We start from the raw sequence: 17,955 nt of genomic DNA on the forward strand, positions 1-17,955 counted from the left end.
CAAGATCGATGACTGAAACACCAATGCTCACCGTCCGCCTGGGCAAGATTGCCCATGGCGGCCACACCGTCGCCCGCCATGAGGGCCGCGTGATCTTCGTGCGCCACGGCATTCCCGGAGAGCTGGTGAATGTGCGCCTGACGGACAGTGCGCCGGAGGCCAAATTCTGGCGTGCCGACGTCGCCGAGGTGCTCGAAGCCAGCGAGCACCGCGTGCCCCACTTCTGGGATGCCGCTGATGCCCTGAAGCATCGTGACCCGGTGGGTGGCGCAGAGTTCGGCCACATCACCCTTGAGCACCAGCGTGAGCTCAAGTCGCAGGTTGCTGCCGAGCAGATGACCCGTCTAGGCGGCCTGAAGGCGGAGGACTACAACTTCCCTGCGGTGCAAGCGGTCAAGGGCGCGGCCGACGGCCTGGGCTGGCGTACCCGGATGTCCTATTCGGTGGACGCACAGGGCAAGCTCGCGATGAGCGCATTCCGCAGTAACCAGTTGACCGGCATCGCGCAGATGCCATTGGCCCATCCGGCTATCGAGGCCACCGGCTTGTACTCTGTGGACTACAGCGGAATCGAGCGTGTCGAGGCTGCGGTATCCAGCCAGGATGACCAGACCGTGCTGATCCTGCTGGCTGAAGCAAGTACCGGCGCCGCGGCAAAGGTGGCAAAGCAGTTCCCGGAGGGTGTCAATGTCGCCGCTTTCAGCCAGCGGGGCGGCTCGGCGGCTGACGGCAAAGGCAGCTTGCAGACCTTGGCTGGTTCGGCGTTCCTGACCGAAAAGGTACTGGGGGAGAAGTTCCGGATTACCGGTGAAGGCTTCTGGCAGGTGCATCGAGAGGCGGCCAGCCTGCTTTCCCAGCGCGTAGTTGAACTGACCGAGCCAGCCGCTGGCGAGCAAATCGCCGACCTCTATGCGGGTGCTGGCTTGTTCTCCGTCCCGTTGGCTAAGGCAGTTGGCTCCCAGGGCCGGGTCTTCTCAATTGAAGGCGCTCCGGGCACGCATGCCGATGCGAAGAAGAATCTGCGCTCCTATTCGCAGGCCGCGGTGATCCGAGGCCGTGTTGAGCGAGTGTTACGGCAGGTCGCCGGGGATGCCTCCCTGGACGCCGTGGTACTTGACCCGCCCCGCACCGGGATCGATAAGCAGGTGGCTGCGGAGCTGGCTTCCATTGCTGCATCCCGGATTTGTTACGTGTCCTGCGACCCTGCGGCATTCGCCCGTGATACCGCGCGTTTGATGGGCCGCGGCTACGAATTAGAGCATATGGAGATTCACGATTTGTACCCGCATACCCACCATATGGAGTCCATCGGGCTCTTCGTGCGCCGTTAAACACCTGAAATTGTCCGATTAGACACGAATTCGGATGAAAATTTATTCCGAGGAGTCTTTTTATGAGCTTAGGCGATAGACTGTTTTTAGCTCTGCCACGCTAGGAGCCTGACTATCTCAGTTAGGAACTCCTAACTGGAATTACAGTGTGCGTGTGCAACAGAATGAGTGTCTGGCGAGAGGAGTCCCACGTGAGCAATGTGGACAGCTTCGGTGCCAAGGGCGTACTTGACGTCAATGGAACCGAATACGAAATTTACCGACTAAATACGGTTGAAGGCTCGGACAGCCTTCCTTACAGCCTTAAGGTTCTTCTTGAGAACCTGCTTCGCACCGAAGACGGCGCGAACGTAACCAACGAGCACATCAATGCACTGGGTCAGTGGGATGCTTCGGCTCAGCCGAACACCGAAATCCAGTTCACCCCTGCACGTGTGCTGATGCAGGACTTCACCGGCGTGCCTTGTGTCGTTGACTTGGCAACCATGCGCGAGGCTGTCAAGGACCTCGGCGGTGACCCAACCCGCGTTAACCCGCTGGCACCAGCCGAAATGGTCATCGACCACTCCGTGCAGATCGACACCTTCGGTTTCGAAGGCGCTGTCGAGCGCAACATGGAGATCGAGTACCAGCGCAACGGCGAGCGTTACCAGTTCCTGCGCTGGGGCCAGACTGCATTCGATGACTTCAAGGTCGTCCCACCGGGCACCGGTATCGTGCACCAGGTCAACATCGAGTACCTGGCACGCACCGTCATGACCCGCGAGGTCAACGGCGTACTGCGCGCTTACCCGGATAGCTGCGTAGGCACCGACTCCCACACCACCATGGTCAACGGCCTGGGCGTGCTGGGTTGGGGCGTTGGCGGCATCGAAGCCGAGGCAGCAATGCTCGGCCAGCCTGTCTCCATGCTGATCCCACGCGTTGTCGGCTTCAAGCTGGCTGGCTCGATCCCAGCTGGCGCCACCGCAACCGACGTGGTGCTGACCATCACCGAAATGCTGCGCAAGCACGGCGTTGTTGGCAAGTTCGTTGAGTTCTACGGCGAAGGCGTGGCAGCAGTGCCACTGGCCAACCGTGCAACCATCGGCAACATGTCCCCAGAATTCGGCTCCACTGCCGCGATGTTCCCGATCGACGATGTCACCCTCGACTACCTGCGCCTGACCGGCCGCAGCGACGAGAACGTGGCACTGGTCGAGGCTTACGCCAAGGAACAGGGCATGTGGCACGATCCAAGCCGCGAGATCCGTTTCTCGGAATACCTCGAGCTGGATCTGTCGACCGTGGTTCCATCGATCGCCGGCCCGAAGCGTCCACAGGACCGCATCGAGCTGTCTTCCTCGAAGGAACAGTTCCGCAAGGACCTGCACAACTACGTATCGAACGCCGACGACACCCAGGGCGCTGGCCGCCCGTCGGTAGCCGTCGATGTCACCAAGGAAGATGGCACCCAGTTCACCCTGGACCACGGCCTGGTTTCGATCGCTTCGATCACCTCGTGCACCAACACCTCCAACCCTTCGGTCATGCTGGCCGCAGCCGTACTGGCTCGCAACGCAGCTGACAAGGGCCTGACCTCCAAGCCATGGGTCAAGACTTCGGTCGCGCCAGGCTCGAAGGTCGTTACCGAGTACTACGAGAAGTCCGGCCTGCTGCCATACCTGGAGAAGCTCGGCTTCTTCGTTGTTGGCTACGGTTGCGCAACGTGCATCGGCAACTCCGGTCCATTGGATGCCGAGATCTCCGAGGCCATCAACGCCAACGACCTCGCAGCTACCGCAGTTCTTTCGGGCAACCGCAACTTCGAAGGCCGCATCAACCCAGACGTGAAGATGAACTACCTGGCTTCCCCGCCACTGGTCATCGCCTACGCACTGGCTGGCACCATGGACTTCGACTTCGAGACCGACGCACTGGGCCAGGACGCCGAGGGCAACGATGTCTTCCTGAAGGACATCTGGCCATCGCCTGTCGAGGTCCAGGAGATCATTGACTCGTCGATCGACAAGGAAATGTTCGCCAAGGGCTACGACGGAGTCTTCGAAGGCGACGCTCGCTGGAAGGCACTGGACACCCCGGAGGGTTCGACCTTCGCATGGGACGAGAAGTCGACCTACGCACGCAAGGCACCGTACTTCGACGGCATGACCGCCGAGCCGCAGCCAGTCCAGGACATCAGCGGCGCTCGCGTGCTGCTGAAGCTGGGCGACTCGGTGACCACCGACCACATCTCGCCTGCAGGTTCGTTCAAGTCGGAAACCCCGGCTGGCCGCTACCTGATCGAGAACGGCGTGGATCGCAAGGACTTCAACTCCTACGGCTCGCGCCGTGGCAACCACGAAGTCATGATCCGCGGTACCTTCGCCAACATCCGCATCAAGAACCAGCTGCTGGACGGCGTCGAGGGTGGCTTCACCCGCGACTTCACCCAGGCTGATGCTCCGCAGGCTTACGTCTACGACGCTGCAGAGAACTACAAGGCTGCCGGCACCCCGCTGGTCGTTCTTGGCGGCAAGGAATACGGCTCGGGCTCCTCGCGTGACTGGGCTGCCAAGGGCACCGCATTGCTGGGCGTCAAGGCCGTCATCACCGAATCATTCGAGCGTATCCACCGCTCGAACCTGATCGGCATGGGCGTTCTGCCGCTGCAGTTCCCAGAGGGCGAATCCGCTGATTCGCTGGGTCTGACCGGAACCGAGACCTTCGCTGTCTCCGGCGTGACCGAGCTGAACAACGGCACCACCCCGAAGACCCTGAAGGTTACCGCAACCGCACAAGACGGCAAGGTTACCGAGTTCGACGCAGTTCTGCGCATCGACACCCCAGGTGAAGCTGACTACTACCGCAACGGTGGCATCCTGCAGTACGTACTGCGCCAGATCGCCGCTGCCAACTAGCAGATCCACCTCGGCTCCGGTCGAAGCGAATCTCTAAGTAGTTCCGCATCGCGGGAAAACCTGAGACCCAAGGCAATTGCCTTGGGTCTCAGGTTTTTAACCAGCCTTTTGCGCACTCAGCTGACCATGGGTGCGGGCCGTGGACCGGGTGCGGGTGCCAACTTCCAGCACGCTGAAGCCTGACGTTTCCAACAACAGCTCCAATTCCCGGGGCGGCCAATGCCAGGCCGGGGCGACCTGGTGGCCAAAGGCTTCTAGCTGATCCCCGGCAAAGAATCCGAGCAGCAGCTTGCCGCGTGGCTTGAGCACCCGGGCAAACTCGCCCAACAGCTGCGGAAGCTCGGCTGGAGGAGCATGGATTACCGAGTACCAGGCGAGCACCCCGGAAAAATGGTGGTCTTCGAACGGCAACTGTGCCAAGTCCGCACGCAGGAAATCGGGCTTCTGGAAGTTGCGCCGTGCGAAGTGCAGAAACTCCGGAACGAGGTCAACGCCTGTAGCCGGCCGATGGGCATCGGCGATGAACTGTGTCCAATGCCCAGGCCCGCAGCCAGCGTCCAGGACCGGCCCCTCCAGCTGCCCCGCCCACGCCGCAATCAGCTCCCGGTCTTCAAGCTCCGCCTGCTCGGGCGAAGCGAACAGATCGATATAGGCGCTGGCGAGACTCGAATAACTCGCTGAGACGTGATGAGGATCGAAGGAAGATGGCATACGCTCAGCTTAGCGCCGCCCGCAGGGAGCCTGGAGATCAATTGCTAGACTCGGGAATCACTTCCAGAAAACTGTTGGCGGAGAGGAACTTCCGATGACGTCACCTGCCCTTGAAGATCTGCTGAATGCGGGCCAAGTGCACCAAGTGCGTTCCTGGCTCGGAGAGGCAACAGTCGTTTCGGACATGTCTTGGGGGCTGACAGACATTAAAGTCCTCCATTTGGATGCAGCCGGAAAGCACTTCGTGCTCAAGACCGCGGGCGAAAGCAACCATCACATCATCCGGGAGCTGGAAGCACATCGCCGGTACACGCGTGTACTTGCCGAAGCCGGGCTGGCCGCGCGGCTGCGTTTTTCAAGCGATGTGCACCGCCTGGCAGTGCTGGACTACCAACCCGGAGAACTGTGCGTAGGGACAGAACATGAATACGCGCCGGATTCGCATCGACAGGCGGGACACGCGCTCAGGTTGCTGCACGATCAAGAACAGCGTGTTGCTCATGGCTACGAAGCCCGGCTGACGGCAAAATTCCTTCAGCTGCTTGAACGCAAGCACCGCATTGGTGCTTCACGGTGCCGGCAGATCAGGGACCTGTTCACCAGCTACGAGCCTAAATCCGTGGCCGTCGTCCCAACGCACGGAGACTGGCAGCCTCGTAATTGGCTCGTAGACCAAGGAAAACTGAAAGTCATTGATTTTGGACGTTTTGAATTCCGTCCAGCTTCCAGCGACTTCGCGCGACTCTCACTACAGCAGTGGGTGGGGCATCCGGAGCTGGAACAAGCCTTCCTTCAGGGCTACGGCTATGATCCGCGCGAAGAATTATCATGGAAAATGATGCAACTACGTGAAGGCCTGGGCACGGCCGTCTGGTCTTATGAAGTTGGAGATGAATCCTTCGAAGCGCAAGGGCTGCAAATGCTGGCCGATACGCTGGACCGCAACTAGGCTCGCACGCGAACGGGCACATGCGTTCGGGGTAGTGAACGTCATTGCTAGGAAATTAGCACCAGCACGGACGTTGACGGATAATGAAAGAAGCCTTGAACGCGGTAAACTAGGTATTTCGCATGGGCTTTCCAGCCTATTGTCGGCGAATTTGTGAAGGGGATGAACGTGTCTTTATTGAAGACCATCAAGAAACCAAGTGACCTGCGGGCGCTTACCCTCGAGCAGCTCGACGACTTGGCGGAGGAAATCCGCGGCTTCCTCATCGACAATGTTGCTCGTACTGGCGGCCATTTGGGTCCCAATCTCGGTGTTATCGAGCTGACCTTGGGCATCCATCGTGTCTTCGATTCCCCAACTGACTCCATCGTCTTCGATACGGGACACCAGTCGTATGTGCACAAGTTGGTTACCGGACGCCAGAATTTCGAGACCTTGCGCCAGCAAGGAGGCCTGTCGGGCTACCCTGACCGCGGTGAATCAGAACACGATGTGGTTGAGTCCTCCCATGCTTCCTCCTCGCTGTCGTGGGTTGATGGAATTTCCCGCGCCAACAAGCTGATGAATAACAATGACCGCTACGCCGTAGCCCTGGTGGGCGATGGCGCCTTGACCGGCGGCATGGCCTGGGAAGCAGTCAACAACATCGCTGCCGACAAGGACCGCAAAGCAGTCATCGTGGTCAACGACAACGGCCGCTCCTACGCCCCGACCATCGGCGGCCTGGCCAACCAGCTTTCGGGACTGCGCCAGCAGCTGGACAAGTTCCGTACCCACCCGGCCTACGAGAACGCCATGGACAAGCTCAAGGTCAAGCTCAAGGGATCCGGGCCAGTAGGCGATTTCACTTACAAGTCCCTTCACGCCACCAAGAAGGGCATCAAGGACTGGTGGGCACCGCAAGGCCTGTTCGAGGACCTGGGCCTGAAGTACATCGGCCCGATCGATGGCCACAACCAGCGCGCAGTAGAAGAAGCGCTGCAGCAGGCCAAGCAGTACGCGGGCCCAGTGCTCGTGCATGCCCTGACTGAGAAGGGCCACGGCTACGCTCCGGCCCGCGCCGATGAAGCTGACCAGTTCCACGCCGTTGGCGTTATCGACCCAATCACCGGTCTGCCGGTTTCCAAGTCCAGCGCGCAGAGCTGGACCAGCGTCTTCGGCGAAGAGATCGCGGCGGTGGCCAACGAGCGCGAGGACATTGTGGCGATCACCGGTGCCATGCTGCAGCCAGTGGGCCTGAAGAAAATGTCCCAGGAACACCCTGAACGCGTCATTGACGTGGGCATCGCCGAACAGCACGCCATGACTACTGCCGCCGGCCTTGCCTTTGGCGGACTGCACCCGGTGGTCTGCGTCTACGCGACCTTCCTTAACCGTGCCTTTGACCAATTGCTGATGGACGTGGCCCTGCATAAGGCAGGTGTCACCATCGTGCTGGACCGCGCTGGAGTCACCGGCCCGGACGGCGCCAGCCACCACGGCATGTGGGATATGGCGCTGACCCAGATCGTGCCTAACCTGCATCTGGCTGCGCCGCGCGATGCCGACCGCCTGCGGGAGGAACTGCGTGAAGCCCTTGACATCAATGATGCGCCAAGTGTCGTGCGATTCTCCAAGGGCTCGGTGGGTGAACCCAACGAAGCTGTGGACCGCCTGCCAGATGGCGTGGATGTTCTGGCACACTTGGGGGACCGTTCCGCACCGGATGTTCTCATCGTTTCCGTGGGCGCCATGAGCGAGCTTTCGCTGGATGTCGCAGAACGACTGAACAGCCAGGGCGTATCGGTGACCGTGGTGGATCCTCGTTGGGTTCTACCAATGCCAACCTCGGTGATTTCACTGGCAGCCCGTCACCGCATTGTGGTCTGCATCGAAGATGGCGTCCGAGCCGGCGGTGTGGGTTCGCGCTTGCGCACCGAAATGCGTGCAGCGGGTGTCGATACGGCTCTGAACGAAGTAGGTTTGCCTACCGAATTCTTGGCGCACGGAACTCGTGCTGAGGTCTTGGACCGCGTTGGACTGACTGCACAGCAGGTAGCCCGCGATACCCTGGCGCAGGTTCTGGGAACCAAGGTTCCATTCGCCCGGCCCCTCCCTGGACAAGACCTGCCTACCGGTCAGATTCCGAAGCTGTGAGCTCACCGTCCGGCTGCCCGGTAGACCTGCCCCGTAGCCCAGAAACTATCGCCGAGGGTTCCTTGGTGGTAGCGCGCGCCTGGAAGTATGATTCCAGCCCGCACTGGGTGGTGCCCGGATTTTATCTCGGACAGGACAAATACGGACATTGGCTTCACCAGCCGGCCGGCGCACTGGTAGCCCGTCCGGGCACCGCACACTTGGCAGCGAGTAATGCGCTCTGCCTGATTCCACACTCGGGCCAGTGGATTGCCACCCTCTATGCGGATGCACTGGAAGATTTTGATGTCTACATCGACCTGTCCAGCAACATCGGATGGCGACGGATGAAGCGGGGCGCTTGGGAAGTCAACTCCATTGACATGGATTTGGACGTGATTCGTTCACGTAGCCAAGGCGTGTTCCTTGATGATGAAGATGAATTCGCCGAACATGAAATAGGCATGAACTATCCAGCTTCCCTAGTTCGTAGTATTGGAAGAGAAGCTGGACTGTTGCTCGGCACCGTGATCAACAACGATGCACCGTTCAATGCCGAACACCGCGCCACCTGGCAATCCAAGGCTGAGCGCCTAGCCGCACAGCTTGCCGAAGCCTCCAAAAATTTAGATAACTAAGCACACCGTAGACCCAAGGGGTAATCACATGGCGATCATTCGCACCTACCGGATGAACGAAAAGAACGAACTGGAATTCCGCGAAGCATGGTTCCAGCAGTTCGAGGACGATGAATTGGGTCAGTTCGTGATCAATCACGGCACCGTGGGACATATGTCCAAGACCAATGAAGTCCAGGACGTAAACACCGACCGCGCCGACGAATTGTTCGCTGGTTTCGCTGAAGCCTGTGCTGCCGAAGGCTATGCAGAGATCAAGGAAGAAGATCAGTCGTGGGTTATCGTGCAGTACGCGCTGAAATCCGCAAATGGCACCGAGCGCGACCAGTACCTGGACAAGAAGGCCAAGGAAGCGCTGACCGGCCACTTGGCATGGCGCGGACTTGGCACGGTGGAGTCCAGCGATTTCGGTAACCGAAAGCTGAACATCCGAGTCCTATCACCAGCTCCAAAGCTTGCAGTCGCTGCGATCAAGACGTGCATCCGCGAAGCCAAGCTGGACTTCACCAAGATGAGTATCGGTGTTGCGCCCTATGCGGAATTGAACAAGCTGAAGATGGCGCACCCGATGCCACCAAAGCCGATGTCCATCGACTGATCACGAATGATAAGCCCCATAGTTGCGACGCAGCCAATGCAGGCAGCGGACCACCCGGCCATCCGTCGGCTGTCGGAGAGTTTGGGGCGTCAGGCTGAACCTGGAAATTGGGGCGCTGATGAATGCCAGGTAGTCGTCAAGAACCCGGCCGGAGAGCTGCTTGGCTGGGCTCGAGCCCATTGGTGGGAGCCTGCTGATCCGTTGGCGCCAGCTGGCTATTACCTTGCCGGGATCGAGGTTGCCTGCGGATACCGGCAACGGGGCGTGGCACGAAGCCTAACCGAGGCCAGGCTGTCATGGATTGCGCAGCGCGCTTCGACCGCATGGTGCGTGGTCAACGCGCAGAATACTGCGTCTTTGGCGCTTCATCGTGCCCTGGGATTCGAAGAAGTAGCCCGGGCTCCACGGTTCGGTACTGTGGTTTTTAACGGCGGCAGTGGCCTGCTGTTGTCCAAGGAAGTGGTGTCTTCGCGCGGCCCCGCGAAAGCACAGGTTTAAACGAGCAGGAAACAAGGAGAAATGATTCCACAAGAAGACCGGGACGAGACCCCCGGTGCCCAGCGTAAAGTCCCGCGGATGGGAGCAACCCGCACGCCGTTGCATCTGGTTTTCCAGGCTTGCGTCGGTGTCATCATCGGCATTGGAGTGGTGTCCCTGCTTTCTGGCCTCGCCCCAGCGCAGGTTGCCTTGACCGGAGTTGTCATTGCCATATTGGTGTGGATCGTTGAACAGGGCTTCCGCCTGCCAGAACCGAATACCAAGCAGGGAGCACGTGTCCGCATGGTACTTCGACTGATTTCCTTGATTGGTTTCACCATCGCGGTGAGCCCGCTGCTGTCCTTGATCGAGGGCTGACAGCCTGCAACCCAGGCTAGTCCCGGACGTTCACACGTCTGGGACTATTTTTTTGCGCTGACCGGTTTCCGGGCAGAATAAAAGATCGGCCAGGTTCTCCCCGTGAAGGGAGAACCTGGCCGATCCACTAGCTGTGCCTTGGCGTCTAGTCGGTGCCTGCGTCGAATGCAGCAGACTCGATAGCGCGGTCGGTCGCCAGGTCATCGCTATCAACCTGGGTTGCGTTCACGATGTCTTCAGCTCCGCCAGCTTCCAGCGAGCCGACGAGTTCAGCGGTGGTGCCGCCGACCAGGCCCATGTTGGCGTACTGCTCCAGGCGGCCGCGGGAGTCCGCGATATCCAGGTTGCGCATGGTCAGCTGGCCGATGCGGTCCACTGGGCCGAAAGCGGCGTCGCCTACGCGCTCCATCGAAAGCTTGTCCGGGTGGTAGCTCAGGTTCTCGCCCTCGGTGTTCACGATCGTGTAGTCGTCGCCACGGCGCAAGCGGATGGTGACGGTACCGGTGATGGCCGAGCCGACCCAGCGCTGCAGCGATTCGCGCAGCATCAGGGCCTGCGGGTCCAGCCAGCGGCCTTCGTACATCAGACGGCCCAAGCGGCGGCCTTCGTTGTGGTAGCTGGCCACGGTGTCTTCGTTGTGGATCGCGTTCACGAGGCGTTCGTAGGCGATGTACAGCAGCGCCATTGCTGGTGCTTCGTAGATGCCACGGGACTTGGCCTCGATGATGCGGTTCTCGATCTGGTCGCTCATGCCCAGACCATGGCGTCCGCCGATGATATTAGCTTCGTTGACCAGAGCCACCGGATCGGTGAACTCCTTGCCATTGATGGCTACCGGGCGGCCAGCGACGAAGGAAACCGAGACATCTTCGGTCTTGATCTCTACGTTCTCGTCCCAGTACTTCACGCCCATGATCGGCTCAACAGACTCGATGGAGCTGTTCAGCAGTTCCAGGGTCTTCGCCTCGTGGGTTGCGCCCCAGATGTTGGCATCGGTTGAGTAGGCCTTTTCGGCCGAATCGCGGTAAGGGAAACCGTGCTCCTGCAGCCATTCGGACATTTCCTGGCGGCCACCAAGCTCTGCAACGAAGTTGGGGTCGAGCCATGGCTTGTAGATGCGCAGCTTAGGGTTGGCCATCAAGCCGTAGCGGTAGAAGCGCTCGATGTCGTTGCCCTTGTAGGTCGAACCGTCGCCCCAGACATCCACGCCATCTTCGCGCATTGCGCGGACCAGCAGGGTGCCGGTGACGGCGCGGCCCAGCGGGGTGGTGTTGAAGTAGGTCTTGCCGCCAGTGCGGATGTGGAAAGCGCCGCAGGCGAGTGCTGCGAAGCCTTCTTCAACCAGAGCAGGCTTGCAATCAACCAGGCGGGAGTTCTCTGCACCGTACTCCAGTGCACGGCCAGGTACAGCGTCGATATCTGGCTCGTCGTACTGGCCGAGGTCGCCAGTGTAGGTGTAAGGGATGGCGCCCTTGTCGCGCATCCAGGCTACTGCCACCGAGGTGTCGAGGCCACCGGAGAACGCGATACCTACGCGCTCGCCTACAGGGAGATTGGTAAGAACTTTAGACATGTTTCCATCCTAATGGATAAATATGCAATGCAGTGAATTGTGCTGTGAAATGTTGAGCACAACTACCTACCGGATAGCCTATGGGTATAACGTCGCTCAGTGAAGCGGATGAACAAACCAACAGATGAGGTGTCCATGGAATTCCGTCAGCTAGGCCGCAGCGGCCTGAGTGTTTCCGTCGTCGGGCTGGGCTGCAACAATCTTGGCCGCGCAGGTACTGCGACCGAATCCCAAGAAGGAACCGACGCGGTTATCCATGCGGCGCTTGATGCGGGTATTACGCTCTTCGATGTCGCGGATGTCTATGGAAAGGAACCAGGGCTTTCCGAAATCCGTCTGGGCAAAGCGCTAGGGCAAGCACGCAATGACATCGTGCTGGCCACCAAATTCGGCATGGATATGCAGGGCGCAAATGGTCCGGACTTCAATGCACGTGGTTCGCGCCGTTATATCGTCAAAGCCGTCGAAGCGTCGCTCAAGCGGCTCGGTACCGACTACATCGACCTGTATCAGTTCCATACCCCAGATGCGAACACTCCCATCGAAGAAACCTTGCGGGCTATGGATGAGCTAGTCACCAGCGGCAAGGTTCGCTACATCGGTCATTCCAACCGGGCCGGCTGGCAAATCGCCCAGGCGGAGTACGTGGCCCGTGAATTGGGAACCGAGCGATTCGTCTCGGCACAGAATCACTACAACCTGATTGACCGCCGTGCAGAACTGGAAGTGCTTCCAGCGGCTCGTGAATTCGATCTGGGCGTCTTGCCCTACTTCCCGCTGGCAAACGGCCTGCTGACCGGGAAATACTCCAAGGGGCATGCCCCAGAAGGCAGTCGCCTGACTCACGCTCGTCAGCATCTCGTGGAAACCAGCGATTTCGAGCAGTTGGATCAATTCGATGCGTTTGCCGCCGAACGGGATCTGACGCCGATCGAATTGGCGTTTTCGTGGCTGGCAGCGCAGTCGCCGGTGGCCTCAGTGATTGCCGGTGCCACCCGTCCCGAGCAGATTCGAGCCAACGCTGCAGCGGTGCGTTGGGTTCCGAGCGCTGCGGAACGGGTCCAGATGGATGAGCTCTTCCCGACCCCACAGAAGGTTGCATTGTTCTAAACGAACCAATTAGAAAGCACGAAAGGCTGAACCCATCCGGGTTCAGCCTTTCGTGCTTTAAAAGAGCTGGGAAACTACTCTGCGGCGGTGATATAGGCGACGATGTCGTCACCTTCAATTGCCGCCGCGTAGCGTGGCAGAGCCGCGATAGCTGGACCTTCGTCCACGGTACCGTCAGCGGGTGCGAATCGTGAGCCATGGCAGGCGCAGTAGAAATCTTCCTTGCTGGACTTCGGGCTCACGGCACAACCCTGGTGGGTGCAGACGTTCGAGTAGGCCAAAACTGTCTTCTCATCCTTGCGGAAGAGCAAAACGCCTACTTCTTTTCCGGAAGGATCCTTGGCTGGAGCGAGTGCACGCGATCCGATGGCAAGGTCCTTGGCCTTCATGAGCGCCTGTCCTTCTCCGGTTGGTTCAGGGATCGGCAATGCCTCGGGGGTGTCGGCTTCAGAATGTCCATCACCGCAGGCGGTGAGCAGTGCGGCGGAACCAAGTGCTGCCGAGGCGCACATGAACGTACGACGGGCTGGTCGGGCGATGTCAGTCATGCACCCATTCTGGCAGAGATCTCTGTGCCGGCGCTAAGAGCAAAGCGTCCGCGTCAGGAGGATGCGGCATGCGGTGAGTTTGATCGGCGGGGGAGCGGTCTGCATGCGTTCGCCAGGCGGTATCGAATACTATGAATATTTATGCAGTGTTTTCGAAGTCCCGAGAGTATCCATAGCGCCGGGTGCTCCCTCGGCATGGCTCTGAATCCCGCACTTTGGAGAGGTTAGTAATCCAGGTGGGGCATTTCGGGTGGTGTAATTGGGGCATGCCCGCCCGTCTCCCAGTGGGGAATAGAACGGCCAGAACTAGATATTTTTTACCCCGGTTTTCCGCACTTATGTGCGCACCGTTACACGCATCTGCAAGGTAGTCCCGTGATTGATACAGGCGATGGGCTGATTCAACATCGTGCCCCCTGCCGGCCGATCGGTGATTGGGTTGCCCCGCTGCCTTGCGGCGGAAGATTCGAATATCTTTGCATTCATGCTAATATTTGTATGTAGTTAGTTGAAGCTACTAATTTCGGAGAGAGCTTTCGCTGTTTTCCCGTGCGGCATTTTATCGCCGACTGAGTTACTCCACGCAGTAATCGCGTGTTGAGTTCCGGGCAGCAGTCCTCCGATGGAAGGCAGGCGGCATTCGCCAACGCGAGTACCGCGCCTGAACTGACCCGAAGCGCCATTGCGCGCCAATATGGCTAGCCGCAAGTGCGATGCAGGCAAACCATGGGTCCGGATTCACGTTGTGAAGCCAAAAGCGCCAGGTTCTGGAGCGAATCCACGAGCTGGTGCTCCCCGTGACTAGGGATGAACGATACGAATGAGAAACGAACGAAACTTGAGTGTTGGGAAGTGGTTCATGGGCCCAGGGGCTTGTGCGCGTCAGCTGAAATTTACCCCTTGCGATGACATCTCGCAGGAAGACGTGCAGGATAAGTCGCCGGTTGAGCATTTAGCTCCCGGCGCGAATCTCATCACTGTCTATTAGAGGGAGGTGGCGCGTGAATAACGAAATAGTGCAGTTCAGCGCCCTAACTGTTGTCTTGCTATTGGTGTTCTTCTATGGAGGAACCTTCTATATTTCCACCCGAATCGGGAAGAAGAAAGAAAACGCCGATGACTACATGACGGCGGGAAATAAAATTGGATTCGGCATTTCCGCTGCAAGCATGACCGCTACCTGGATCTGGGCCTCATCGATGTATGCCTCGGCCACGTCCGGGTACACCTACGGAATCTCCGGCCCGATCCACTATGGGCTCTGGGGTGCGTTGATGATTCTGTTCATCTACCCATTCGGCAAGCGGATACGCAAGGTCGCGCCACGCGCGCACACGCTCGCAGAGGTCATGCACGCACGCCATGGGCGCTCCAGCCAGCTGATGCTCGCCGGGTCGAATATCGTTGGTTCGGTCATCTCCTTGATGTCCAACTTCATTGCCGGTGGCGTATTGATTTCGATGCTTTCGCCCTTCAACTTCATCCAAGGCGTGCTGGCCGTTGCCGGCGGCGTTCTGCTCTACACGCTGTGGTCCGGATTCCGTGCCTCGGTATTGACCGACTTTGTCCAGGTCGTTGCCATGCTCGGCGCTGTAGCAATTATTGTCCCAGTAATCTTCTTTGCCTCAGGGTTCCCGGCCGCATTCGAAACCGGTGCGAGCAACTTGACCCCGCAGCAGTCCAATTTCTTCTCTTCTGAAGCATTCTTGGGCCAGGGCGCACCATACATTGCCGCTGTTCTGGCCTACGCAATTGGCAACCAGACCATTGCCCAGCGTCTCTTCGCAGTACGCGAGGACCTGATCAAGCCAACTTTCATCACTGCAACCATCGGCTACGGCGCGATGGTCATTGGCGTGGGCATGCTCGGCGTGCTCGCCCTGTACATTGGGTTCGAGCCATCCGGTGGCGACATGAACAACCTCATCCCTGAGATGGCAGCCAGCTACCTGCCAGGTGTACTGCTGGCGCTGTTCTTCATCATGATCATTGGTGCACTGTCGTCAACTGCTGACTCGGACTTGGCAGCTTTGTCCTCGATCATGATGGCCGACGTGTACGGACAGAACGTCGCAGGCAAGGACAAGGCTGATCCGAAGAAGATGCTTCTCATTGGCCGTGCGACCATGGTCGTTGCCACCGCGTTGGCAGTCGCTTTCGCGAGCATGCAACTGAACATCCTGGACCTGCTGGTCTTCGTAGGAGCTCTTTGGGGCGCGCTGGTCTTCCCGGTTTTGGCCAGCTTCTACTGGAAGAAGGTCACGAACAAGGCTTTCACCGTTTCAGTACTGGTTGCTCTGGCGATCTTCATCCCGGTTCGCTTCGAGCTGATCCCTATCAATGGCGTCACCGGCTTGCTGATCGAGTTGCTGTCGGTGATTGGCATTGGCGTGGTCTTGGCATTGATGAGCTTCGGGTTCTTCGGTCTGCGCGTAGCCAAAATTGTTGGGGTCGTCGCGATGCTGGCCAGCGCACCATTCGTCTTCGGATTCTTGCGCGACTACACGACCTTGAGCGCCTCGCTGGTTGCCTACTCGGTAAGTACCATCGTCTGCTACCTCATGTCATTCAGATCCAAGATGGAATTCGACTTCGATGTCATCGCAGTACGCACCGGTGACTTCGACGCAGTACCTGCAAAGACCGGGGCTGCAGAAGCCGGACACGACGCAAAGAGCCTGGGAGGCAAATAATGACGACGTTTTTCCTGAGCCTGTACGTACTGGTATGGCCAGTTATAGTGGCCGGAGTACTGTTCTTCATCAGCAGGGGATTTATCCAGGAATGGCTGGAAGCCCGCCGCAATGGTGAAGACATCATCTAAGTAACTGGGCATGCGAAGCCCAGCTCCATGGAGCGCAGGAACCCCGTACAGCAACATTTTCCAGCTGTACGGGGTTCCCGCATCTTAACGGGGCAGCAAGAAGCCGGGACCAGCTTTCCTCATGGGGGGCGGGTTCCAACGGTCGTTGCAACACCTGAACAATCAGGAGTTGCAACGACCGTGCCTCATTTAACCTGCACTTCAGTACCTACCACCCCTCGACTAGCGTCAAGAGCAAGGCTAAGCGAAGTCGAGAAGCGACGATTCAAGGAAGTCCTCGACCGAACCCAACGCGTCAAAGACGCAGCCCAAGCCATTGGTATTCCCCTGCCAACCGCTTATCTACTCGCTAAGAAATACGGCTGGGCATCATCTCGAACTGGTCCGTCTGCGACACTTGGCAAGCCCAAAACGCGATACACCCAAGAACAGAAAGAAACTTTCTTCAACGCTTTCGACAAGCACCAAAACGTCAGTAAAGCAGCACGCGAAGTCAACATCCCCATCCACACCTGCTATCAATGGGCGGTCAAAACGGGGTTGAAAATCCCTCAAACACGTGCGGGCAAGCGCGAGGAGTTCTTACGCCTACGCGTCGAAGGTATGAGCCTTCGGGATGCCGCCAATCAGGTGGGCGTCCATGCGGAAACCGGCCGAGAGTGGGACCATGGCATCCGCAAGTGCGGAAACAAACGGATCTATCCTGACGGTCGGGTGGTGGACTATAACAGTGGAATGACTACCTATACCACTGAGGCAGGCCGGCGACAGAGTACAGCGAATCCGAGCATACTGGCGTTGGACAAGCTGATTGATCCACGATTCTTATCCATGACTGAACGTGAAGAAATCTATGCGCTCACCATCGCTGGACATTCCATTCGTCAGATCGCAATCAAGCTCCACCGATCACCGTCCACGATCAGCAGGGAACTGCGACGAAACCGCACTGCTCAAGATGATTACTATCCTTACGCAGCGCACCGGCAGGCCGTGACACGCCGGGCACGGTCTAAGACAGCGAAGCTTGCTTGCCCTGGCCCGTTACGTGATTACGTGACTTACGGTTTAAGTCTAAGGTGGTCACCGGGACAAATCTGTTCCCGAATGAGGACTGATCACCCCGAGGATTTGGAGATGCGAGTGACTCACGAAACGGTGTATCAAGCGATCTATCTGCAGGCTCGCGGTGGGTTGAAACGAGAAGTTGCCCAAGCATTGCGTTCAGGCCGGGCCCGACGTAAGCCGCAGAAGAAGGTTGACGAGCGCCGTCCGCGTTTCCGTGACCCGATGATCAACTTCAGTGAGCGGCCTGCCGAAGTTGAAGATCGTGCCGTGCCAGGTCATTGGGAGGGCGACTTGATCATGGGTGCAGGGAATCAAACAGCGATTGGTACGTTGGTGGAACGCGCCACGAGGTTCGTGATGCTAGTGCATTTGCCAGAGGACCATACGGCAGAGACCGTGCGTGATGGCTTGATCAAGACGATGGCGTCGTTGCCTGAGGCGTTGCGTGGTTCATTGACCTGGGATCAAGGAATTGAAATGGCGTTGCACAAGTCGTTTAGCGAGGCAACGGATATGGATGTGTATTTCTGTGATCCGCACAGTCCTTGGCAACGTGGATCGAACGAGAACACTAACGGGTTGTTGCGTCAGTTCTTTCCGAAAGGTGCTGATTTGAGCATGTATGGTCCGGAGGATTTGGAGCAGGTGGCTGTGATGCTTAATGGGCGGCCACGCAAAACGCTCGACTGGAAGACTCCAGCCGAGCGTATGCATGAATTACTATCGGAAGCCTAG

General features: G+C 58.6%; 15 protein-coding genes. 12 read left to right on the top strand and 3 right to left on the bottom strand.

Features of this window, described 5'->3' with window-relative positions; translation table 11 throughout:
• Positions 1 to 8: 8 nt before the first annotated feature.
• Positions 9 to 1,331 carry a class I SAM-dependent RNA methyltransferase gene (locus tag M2368_RS02260; protein ID WP_498723970.1) on the top strand — a complete coding sequence of 441 codons (1,323 nt, stop codon included), beginning with the start codon at positions 9 to 11 and terminating at the stop codon, positions 1,329 to 1,331.
• A gap of 164 nt (positions 1,332 to 1,495) precedes the next feature.
• Positions 1,496 to 4,231 (top strand): aconitate hydratase AcnA, encoded by a 2,736-nt coding sequence (gene acnA / locus M2368_RS02265; RefSeq protein ID WP_208294266.1) that lies wholly within the window; start codon positions 1,496 to 1,498, stop codon positions 4,229 to 4,231.
• 96 nt (positions 4,232 to 4,327) lie between these two features.
• Here acnA and M2368_RS02270 read toward each other — a convergent pair whose 3' ends face one another.
• Entirely contained in the window at positions 4,328 to 4,942 is a 615-nt protein-coding gene (locus M2368_RS02270; RefSeq protein ID WP_498723971.1) for a class I SAM-dependent methyltransferase, read from the bottom strand.
• Between the two features lie 94 nt (positions 4,943 to 5,036).
• On the opposite strand from M2368_RS02270, the gene M2368_RS02275 reads away from it, so the two are divergent.
• The 6 genes from M2368_RS02275 to M2368_RS02300 all read left to right on the top strand — a co-directional run bounded on the left by M2368_RS02275 (position 5,037) and on the right by M2368_RS02300 (position 10,097).
• Positions 5,037 to 5,891, top strand: a complete 855-nt coding sequence (locus tag M2368_RS02275; RefSeq protein ID WP_105656747.1) for a phosphotransferase — start codon at positions 5,037 to 5,039, stop codon at positions 5,889 to 5,891.
• A gap of 168 nt (positions 5,892 to 6,059) precedes the next feature.
• On the top strand, positions 6,060 to 8,027 hold the full coding sequence (gene dxs / locus M2368_RS02280; RefSeq protein WP_498723972.1) for a 1-deoxy-D-xylulose-5-phosphate synthase: 1,968 nt from the start codon (positions 6,060 to 6,062) through the stop codon (positions 8,025 to 8,027).
• Between the two features lie 65 nt (positions 8,028 to 8,092).
• A complete protein-coding gene (locus M2368_RS02285; protein ID WP_286134572.1) occupies positions 8,093 to 8,644 on the top strand; it encodes a DUF402 domain-containing protein in 552 nt (183 codons plus the stop codon).
• Between the two features lie 28 nt (positions 8,645 to 8,672).
• Positions 8,673 to 9,242, top strand: a complete 570-nt coding sequence (locus M2368_RS02290; protein WP_133834259.1) for a hypothetical protein — start codon at positions 8,673 to 8,675, stop codon at positions 9,240 to 9,242.
• A gap of 36 nt (positions 9,243 to 9,278) precedes the next feature.
• Positions 9,279 to 9,740 (top strand): GNAT family N-acetyltransferase, encoded by a 462-nt coding sequence (locus M2368_RS02295; protein ID WP_498723973.1) that lies wholly within the window; start codon positions 9,279 to 9,281, stop codon positions 9,738 to 9,740.
• 21 nt (positions 9,741 to 9,761) lie between these two features.
• The gene (locus M2368_RS02300; RefSeq protein ID WP_105656743.1) at positions 9,762 to 10,097 is read left to right on the top strand and encodes a hypothetical protein; all 336 of its coding nucleotides are present in this window, start codon (positions 9,762 to 9,764) and stop codon (positions 10,095 to 10,097) included.
• Between the two features lie 145 nt (positions 10,098 to 10,242).
• On the opposite strand, the gene argG is transcribed toward M2368_RS02300, so the two are convergent.
• Complete coding sequence (gene argG, locus M2368_RS02305) at positions 10,243 to 11,670, bottom strand: argininosuccinate synthase (protein WP_332594944.1); 1,428 nt, start codon at positions 11,668 to 11,670, stop codon at positions 10,243 to 10,245.
• A gap of 135 nt (positions 11,671 to 11,805) precedes the next feature.
• On the opposite strand from argG, the gene M2368_RS02310 reads away from it, so the two are divergent.
• Complete coding sequence (locus M2368_RS02310) at positions 11,806 to 12,780, top strand: aldo/keto reductase (RefSeq protein WP_133834303.1); 975 nt, start codon at positions 11,806 to 11,808, stop codon at positions 12,778 to 12,780.
• Positions 12,781 to 12,854: 74 nt separating this feature from the next.
• On the opposite strand, the gene M2368_RS02315 is transcribed toward M2368_RS02310, so the two are convergent.
• Entirely contained in the window at positions 12,855 to 13,328 is a 474-nt protein-coding gene (locus M2368_RS02315) for a Rieske (2Fe-2S) protein (protein WP_133834257.1), read from the bottom strand.
• Positions 13,329 to 14,329: 1,001 nt separating this feature from the next.
• Here M2368_RS02315 and M2368_RS02320 point away from each other — a divergent pair.
• The 3 genes from M2368_RS02320 to M2368_RS02330 all read left to right on the top strand — a co-directional run bounded on the left by M2368_RS02320 (position 14,330) and on the right by M2368_RS02330 (position 17,955).
• Complete coding sequence (locus M2368_RS02320; RefSeq protein ID WP_402696006.1) at positions 14,330 to 16,021, top strand: sodium:solute symporter family protein; 1,692 nt, start codon at positions 14,330 to 14,332, stop codon at positions 16,019 to 16,021.
• Positions 16,021 to 16,152, top strand: a complete 132-nt coding sequence (locus tag M2368_RS02325) for a putative transporter small subunit (RefSeq protein WP_219844114.1) — start codon at positions 16,021 to 16,023, stop codon at positions 16,150 to 16,152. Before M2368_RS02320 ends, M2368_RS02325 begins: the two co-directional genes overlap by 1 nt.
• A 603-nt stretch (positions 16,153 to 16,755) precedes the next feature.
• Positions 16,756 to 17,955 carry an IS30 family transposase gene (locus tag M2368_RS02330; protein WP_402696315.1) on the top strand — a complete coding sequence of 400 codons (1,200 nt, stop codon included), beginning with the start codon at positions 16,756 to 16,758 and terminating at the stop codon, positions 17,953 to 17,955.

Source organism: Arthrobacter sp. JUb119 (assembly GCF_024807995.1).
GTDB lineage: Bacteria > Actinomycetota > Actinomycetes > Actinomycetales > Micrococcaceae > Glutamicibacter.

Excerpts from the sequence above, each read along its gene's own strand:
- acnA (WP_208294266.1), top strand. The coding sequence starts at position 1,496 with ATGAGTGTCTGGCGAGAGGAGTCCCACGTGAGCAATGTGGACAGCTTC.
- M2368_RS02275 (WP_105656747.1), top strand. The coding sequence starts at position 5,037 with ATGACGTCACCTGCCCTTGAAGATCTGCTGAATGCGGGCCAAGTGCAC.
- M2368_RS02310 (WP_133834303.1), top strand. The coding sequence starts at position 11,806 with ATGGAATTCCGTCAGCTAGGCCGCAGCGGCCTGAGTGTTTCCGTCGTC.
- M2368_RS02290 (WP_133834259.1), top strand. The coding sequence starts at position 8,673 with ATGGCGATCATTCGCACCTACCGGATGAACGAAAAGAACGAACTGGAA.
- M2368_RS02295 (WP_498723973.1), top strand. The coding sequence starts at position 9,279 with ATGCAGGCAGCGGACCACCCGGCCATCCGTCGGCTGTCGGAGAGTTTG.
- M2368_RS02260 (WP_498723970.1), top strand. The coding sequence starts at position 9 with ATGACTGAAACACCAATGCTCACCGTCCGCCTGGGCAAGATTGCCCAT.
- M2368_RS02330 (WP_402696315.1), top strand. The coding sequence starts at position 16,756 with ATGAGCCTTCGGGATGCCGCCAATCAGGTGGGCGTCCATGCGGAAACC.
- M2368_RS02315 (WP_133834257.1), bottom strand. The coding sequence starts at position 13,328 with ATGACTGACATCGCCCGACCAGCCCGTCGTACGTTCATGTGCGCCTCG.
- M2368_RS02300 (WP_105656743.1), top strand. The coding sequence starts at position 9,762 with ATGATTCCACAAGAAGACCGGGACGAGACCCCCGGTGCCCAGCGTAAA.
- M2368_RS02270 (WP_498723971.1), bottom strand. The coding sequence starts at position 4,942 with ATGCCATCTTCCTTCGATCCTCATCACGTCTCAGCGAGTTATTCGAGT.
- argG (WP_332594944.1), bottom strand. The coding sequence starts at position 11,670 with ATGTCTAAAGTTCTTACCAATCTCCCTGTAGGCGAGCGCGTAGGTATC.
- M2368_RS02325 (WP_219844114.1), top strand. The coding sequence starts at position 16,021 with ATGACGACGTTTTTCCTGAGCCTGTACGTACTGGTATGGCCAGTTATA.